General features: G+C 69.1%; 6 protein-coding genes. 5 read left to right on the forward strand and 1 reads right to left on the reverse strand.

All coding sequences use genetic code 11. The features are described from left to right. Positions 1–16: 16 nt before the first annotated feature. Positions 17–505, reverse strand: a complete 489-nt coding sequence (locus tag ACFOWE_RS04780; protein ID WP_377285629.1) for an Lrp/AsnC family transcriptional regulator — start codon at positions 503–505, stop codon at positions 17–19. A gap of 223 nt (positions 506–728) precedes the next feature. Between ACFOWE_RS04780 and ACFOWE_RS04785 the strand changes: the two genes are divergently transcribed. The 5 genes from ACFOWE_RS04785 to ACFOWE_RS04805 all read left to right on the forward strand — a co-directional run. Continuing rightward, positions 729–2,162, forward strand: a complete 1,434-nt coding sequence (locus tag ACFOWE_RS04785) for a gamma-aminobutyraldehyde dehydrogenase (RefSeq protein WP_377285631.1) — start codon at positions 729–731, stop codon at positions 2,160–2,162. A gap of 26 nt (positions 2,163–2,188) precedes the next feature. Beyond that, positions 2,189–3,334 carry an ABC transporter ATP-binding protein gene (locus ACFOWE_RS04790; protein WP_377285632.1) on the forward strand — a complete coding sequence of 382 codons (1,146 nt, stop codon included), beginning with the start codon at positions 2,189–2,191 and terminating at the stop codon, positions 3,332–3,334. 11 nt (positions 3,335–3,345) lie between these two features. Next, positions 3,346–4,587 (forward strand): polyamine ABC transporter substrate-binding protein, encoded by a 1,242-nt coding sequence (locus tag ACFOWE_RS04795; protein WP_377285634.1) that lies wholly within the window; start codon positions 3,346–3,348, stop codon positions 4,585–4,587. A 73-nt stretch (positions 4,588–4,660) separates the two neighbouring features. Beyond that, a complete protein-coding gene (locus ACFOWE_RS04800) occupies positions 4,661–5,512 on the forward strand; it encodes an ABC transporter permease (RefSeq protein WP_377285636.1) in 852 nt (283 codons plus the stop codon). Between the two features lie 16 nt (positions 5,513–5,528). Next, positions 5,529–6,360, forward strand: an 832-nt coding sequence (locus ACFOWE_RS04805) for an ABC transporter permease (RefSeq protein WP_377285637.1), incomplete at its 3' end; no start/stop codon positions are given.

Here is a 6,360-nt window from a genome sequence, read left to right on the forward strand (position 1 = left end):
CGGCGGCCGGCCTCCCTCAGCGGGTGCCCCACGAGTAGGTCTGCTTGTGGAGCTTGAGGTAGACGAAGGTCTCGGTCGCGCGGACGGTGGGGATGGCGCGGATCTTGCCGAGGATCTCCAGCAGGTGCTGGTCGCCCTCGCAGACCACTTCGACCATGATGTCGACGGAGCCCGCGGTCAGCACGACGTAGTCGATCTCCTCGATGGCCGCGAGTTCGTCGGCCACCGCCTGCAGGTCGCCCTCGCACTTGATGCCGATCATGGCCTGGCGGGGGAAGCCGAGCGTCAGCGGGTCGGTGACCGCGACGATCTGCATCACGCCGGCGTCGAGCAGGCGCTGGACCCGCTGGCGGACCGCGGCCTCGGACAGGCCCACCGCCTTGCCGATCGCCGCGTACGGCTTGCGCCCGTCGCTCTGCAGTTGTTCGATGATCTGCTTGGATATGTCGTCGAGGACGACGGAAGCGGACCTGCCGTCGCGGCGGGCCTTGGGCGGAGTGCTCATCCGGGCCTCCCTCAGTCAGGTCGCGGTCAGGTCGCGGTCAGGTCGTCGCGTCGCGCGGCCGTTTCCGCCACGACGCGGCTCCGGTGCGACATGTTGTCAGTTATCCGCCTCCTGTCAAGCGATTTCGTAGCAATTTGGTATCTTCACAACGAAATCGCTTGTCCGGACCCTTTCCCTCTGTAAGAGTCGCGGCGACTCAGCTCCCCCTCACAGGAGGTCAACGGTGACCACCCGTCTGCAGAACTACGTCAACGGTGGGTTCGTGGACGCCAAGAGCGGCCGGTTCTCCGACGTCGTCGACCCGTGCACGGGGGAGGCATACCTCCAGGCGCCGGTCTCCGGGGCCGAGGACGTCGACGCGGCCTACGCCGCCGCGGCGGCCGCCTTCGAGTCGTGGGGGCGCACGACCCCGGGTGAGCGTGCCAACCTGCTGCTCAAGGTCGCCGACGCGATCGAGGCGCGGGCCGGCGAGCTGAACGAGGCCGAGTGCCGCAACACCGGCAAGCCGCGGGCCCGCATGGCCGAGGACGAGACCCCGGTCGCCGCCGACCACTTCCGCTTCTTCGCCGGCGCGGCGCGGACCCTGGAGGGGCCGACCTCCGGGGAGTTCCTGGCGGAGCACACCTCCGTCATCCGGCACGAGCCGATCGGCGTCGTGGGCCAGGTCACCCCCTGGAACTACCCGCTGATGATGGCCGTGTGGAAGATCGCCCCCGCGCTCGCGGCCGGCAACACCGTCGTGCTCAAGCCGTCCGACACCACCCCGGTCTCCACCCTCAAGCTGGCGGAGATCATCGGGGAGATCCTGCCGGCGGGCGTCTTCAACGTGGTCGCGGGCGACCGTGAGACCGGCGCCCTGGTGGTCGGCCACCCGGCCGCGCAGATGGTCGCGATCACCGGTTCGGTCGGCGCCGGCATGTCCGTGGCCAGGACCGCCGCCGACGACCTCAAGCGGGTCCACCTGGAGCTGGGCGGCAAGGCCCCGGTCATCGTCTTCGACGACGTCAGGGACCTGAAGGCCGCCGCGGAGTCCATCGCCACGGCCGGCCTGTACAACGCCGGGCAGGACTGCACCGCCGCCTGCCGCGTGCTGGTCCACGAGAGCGTGCACGACGAGTTCGCCGCCGCGCTCGCCGAGGCCGCCGCGAACACCCGCACCGGCGACCTGTCCGACGCCGAGGCGCTGTACGGCCCGCTCAACAACGCGGGCCAGCTCGAGCGCGTCGCGGGCTTCTTCGACCGCCTCCCCGGCCACGCCAAGGTCCTGACCGGCGGGCACCGGGTCGGCGAGAAGGGCTACTTCTTCGCCCCGACCGTCGTGGACGGCCTGCGGCAGGACGACGAGATGGTGCAGAACGAGGTCTTCGGCCCGGTGATCACCATTCAGACCTTCACCGACGAAGCCGATGCCCTCGCCAAGGCCAACGGCGTAAAGTACGGTTTGTCTGCTTCGGTGTGGACCTCCGATCACGGCCGGGCGATGCGGGCGTCGAATCGGCTCGATTTCGGCGTGGTGTGGGTCAACACCCACATCCCGTTCGTCTCCGAGATGCCCCACGGCGGTTTCAAGCACTCCGGCTACGGCAAGGACCTGTCGGTCTTCGGCCTGCACGACTACCTCAGGGTCAAGCACGTAATGCACTACATCGGTGAATAGCCGCGAAACAGAGGGATAAGCCTGGTATGACCAAGACCCGGGCGGGCACGGAGACGGCCCCATCCGCCTCCGACGCGCCGCAGGTGCCCGCGATCGAGCTCGACGGAGTCGTGAAGGAGTACCTCGCCCACGGTGAGGTCGTCCAGGCGGTCAGGGAAATCGACCTGACGATCGCCGAGGGGGAGTTCTTCTCCCTCCTCGGCCCCTCCGGCTGCGGCAAGACCACCACCATGCGCATGGTCGCCGGGTTCGAGGAGCCGACGCGCGGCACCGTCCGGCTGCACGGCCAGGACGTCACGGACGTCCCGCCCGACAAGCGCGACGTGAACATGGTCTTCCAGTCCTATGCGCTCTTCCCGCATATGGACGTCTGGGAGAACGTCGCCTTCGGACTGAGGCGGAAGAAGGTCCCGGCAGCCGAGATCACCCGGCGGGTCGGGGAGATGCTGGAGATCGTCGACCTGACGGGCCGGGAGAAGCGCCGGCCGAGGGAGCTGTCCGGCGGCCAGCAGCAGCGGGTGGCGCTGGCCCGCGCGCTGGTCAACCGACCCCGCGCGCTCCTGCTCGACGAGCCGCTCGGCGCGCTCGACCTCAAGCTCCGCCAGGCCATGCAGATCGAGCTCAAGCGCATCCAGCGCGAGGTCGGCATCACGTTCGTGTACGTCACCCACGACCAGAGCGAGGCGCTCACCATGAGCGACCGCATCGCGGTGATGAACGACGGCCGCGTCGAGCAGCTGGCCGACCCCCGGGAGATCTACGAGAGGCCCGCCACCGCCTTCGTGGCCGGCTTCATCGGCACCTCCAACCTGCTGCGCGGCACCGTGGACCGGGTCGAGGCCGGCTCCGCCGTACTGCGGCTGGGTGAGGATGGCCGGATCCTGGTGGCGGGCGCGCCGCACGGGGCGGGGGACGCGATCGCGGTCACCGTGCGCCCCGAGAAGATCACGATCTCCACCGAGAAGCCCGCGGGGAACGTCAGCGCGGTGCGCGGCACCGTGTGCGAAGTGGTCTATCTGGGGCTGTACAACAGTTACGCGGTCAGTCTCGCCGACGGCGCCGAGGTGACCGTGTTCCAGCAGAACGCGCTCGACAGCGCCAGTACGGCGGAGCGTGGTGACGCCGTGTGGCTGTCGTGGCAGCCGCACCACTCGTACGCGATCGGAAGTTGAGAGCCCCCACCATGGATCCCCGCACGACCCCCGCCTTCCTGCGCGGCATGACGCGCAGCCGTTCCGTGACCCGCCGGGACGCCTTCCGCCTGGCCGGGCTCTCCGCCGCCGGCCTGGCCCTGGCCGCCTGCGGTGTGGAGGGCAAGAAGGCCGCGCCGCCGAAGAAGGACGCCGTCGCCGAGTACTGGGCGTCGAAGAAGAAGAACGGCACGCTGCGCTTCGCCAACTGGCCGCTCTACATCGACAAGGACGGCAAGCGCTACCCGTCGCTGGAGCTGTTCACCGCCGACACCGGCATCAAGGTGGAGTACTCCGAGGCCATCCAGGAGATGCCCGCCTTCTTCGGCAAGATCCAGCCGCAGCTGGCCGCCGGCAACGACATCGGCTACGACCTGATGGTCATGTCCAACGGCGTCCACCTCAACCGGACCATCCAGCTCGGCCACCTGGTCCCGCTCGACCACTCCAAGCTGCCGAACTTCGCCGCCAACGCCGGGCCGCGGTTCAAGAACCCCGTCTGGGACCCGGGCAACACCTACACGATCCCGTGGGCGGCGGGCATCACCGGCATCGCCTACAACCCGAAGTACGTGGACGGCGTCACCGGCGTCGAGGACCTGTGGAACCCCAAGTACAAGGGGAAGGTCGGCATGATGCTCGACCCCCAGGAGGTCGCGAACTTCGCGATGTTCGCCCTGGGCATCGACCCGGACAAGTCCACCGAGGCCGACTGGAAGAAGGCGGCGGCCAAGCTCCAGGAGCAGCGTGACGCGGGCCTGGTCCGCAAGTACTACGAGAACGACTACATCGACGCGCTGGTCCGCGGTGACGTGTGGATCACCATGGCCTGGTCGGGCGACGTCTTCCAGCAGGTCGCCGAGGGCAAGGACCTGAGGTTCGTGGTGCCCGCCGAGGGCGGCACGATCTGGAGCGACAACATGTGCATCCCGAAGACCGCGCGGAACCCGGTGGACGCGCTGACCCTGATGGACTACGTCTACCAGCCCAAGATCGCCGCGATGCTGGTGGAGTACATCAACTACATCGCGCCGGTCCCCGCCACCAAGGACCTCCTGGCCGCCAAGGCCGGCGAGGCGAAGGGCGAGGACAAGGAGTTCCTGGAGCAGCTGGCGTCCAGCGCGATGATCTATCCTTCCGATGCCGACATGGCCAGGCTGCGCTCGTTCGTGACGCTGACCACGGCGCAGGAGAAGGTCTTCGAGGACATCTTCCAGCCCATCACCCAGGGCTGAGGGCGGTCGATGGAGCGAACCCGGAGCGGGCCCGGACGGGCCCGCACGGCGGACGAGAGGCGGTGAGCGGCCGGTGAGGCGCCTGACCCCCTACCTGCTGGTGCTTCCCGGCGGCCTCTGGCTGGCGGTCTTCCTGGTGGTGCCGATGGTCTTCATGGCCTCGGTCTCCACCCAGGAGGGCGACGTGGTCAACGGCTTCGTCCAGACCTTCAACGTCGGCGTCTACGGAGACGTCCTGGCCCAGTACGGCGGGCACTTCCTGCGCTCGGCCTCCTACGGCCTGGCCGCCACGGCGATCTCCATCGTGCTGGCCTACCCGGTGGCCTACTGGATCGCCTTCCGCGGCGGCTCCCGCAAGTCCACCTACCTGCTGCTGGTGCTGCTGCCGTTCTTCGTCTCGTTCGTGCTGCGCACGGTGTCGTGGAAGTTCCTGCTGGCCGACGACGGGATCCTGCTGGCGCCGCTGAAGTCGGCCGGCCTTCTCGCCGAGGACTTCCACGTCCTGCAGACGACCGCCGCGGTGATCGGCGGGCTGGTCTACAACTACCTGCCGTTCATGATCCTGCCGATCTACGTGGCGCTGGAGCGGGTGGACCCGCGGACCGTGGAGGCCGCGCAGGACCTGTACGCCTCCCCGCGCCAGGCGTTCATGAAGATCGTGCTGCCGCTCTCGCTGCCGGGGGTCTTCGCCGGGGTGCTGATGACGTTCGTCCCGATGACCGCGGACTACGTCAACGCCGCCATCCTCGGCGGCCCGGAGAACACGATGATCGGCAACATCATCCAGACCGAGTACCTGATGAACAACGACTACCCGACCGCCGCCGCGCTGTCGTTCACGCTGATGGCCGCGCTGCTGGTCGGCATCTTCGCCTACGCCAGGGTGCTCGGCACCGAGAACGTGCTGGAGGCGGCGGCCCGATGAGGAGCGGTGATCGACGATGAGCGCGCTGACCGCCGCGGCGCGGAGCACCGCCGGGCCCGCGCGGCCCCGCGGGAGCCGGTGGTCCGACCGGCTCCTGCGGGCCTACGTCTGGCTGGTCGTCGCCTGGCTGCTCCTGCCGATCGCGGTGATGATCGTGTTCGGCTTCAACGACACGCGGAGCAAGTCCAACGTGAGCTGGCAGGGCTTCACCCTCAAGTGGTGGGGCCGGCTGGACGAGTACCCCGACCTGGTCACCGCGGTGCTGAACTCGCTGCTGATCGCCGCGCTCAGCGTGCTCGTCACCACGGTGCTCGGCACGCTCATGGGCCTGGCCCTGGGCCGCCACCGGTTCCGCGGGCAGGGCGCGACCAACCTGGTGATGTTCGCCGCGATCTCCTCGCCGGAGCTCGTCATGGGCGCCTCGCTGCTCTCGCTGTTCATCAGCGCCGGCGTGCAGACCGGCTTCGCGACCGTGGTCGTGGCGCACGTGCTGTTCTCGCTCTCGTTCGTGGCGATCACCGTGCGGGCCCGGGTGCTCGGCCTCGACCCCTCGATCGAGGAGGCGGCGCGTGACCTGGGCGCCTCCGCCTGGACGACGTTCTGGCGGATCACCTTCCCGATGATCCTGCCCGGCGTGGTCGCGGGCGCGCTGCTCGCCTTCGCGCTCTCCATCGACGACTTCGTCATCACCCAGTTCACCAGCGGCGCGACCCAGACGTTCCCGCTGTGGATCTGGGGCGCCACCCGGATCGGCGTCCCGCCGCAGGTCAACATCATCGGCACGCTCATCTTCGCCGCGGGCGTCGTGGTCGCCGTGGTCAACGCGGTGACCGCGCGCCGCCGCCCCG

Source organism: Planomonospora corallina (assembly GCF_042650625.1).
In the GTDB taxonomy this organism is placed as follows: domain Bacteria; phylum Actinomycetota; class Actinomycetes; order Streptosporangiales; family Streptosporangiaceae; genus Planomonospora_B; species Planomonospora_B corallina.

Excerpts from the sequence above, each read along its gene's own strand:
- ACFOWE_RS04780 (WP_377285629.1), bottom strand. The coding sequence starts at position 505 with ATGAGCACTCCGCCCAAGGCCCGCCGCGACGGCAGGTCCGCTTCCGTC.
- ACFOWE_RS04790 (WP_377285632.1), top strand. The coding sequence starts at position 2,189 with ATGACCAAGACCCGGGCGGGCACGGAGACGGCCCCATCCGCCTCCGAC.
- ACFOWE_RS04795 (WP_377285634.1), top strand. The coding sequence starts at position 3,346 with ATGGATCCCCGCACGACCCCCGCCTTCCTGCGCGGCATGACGCGCAGC.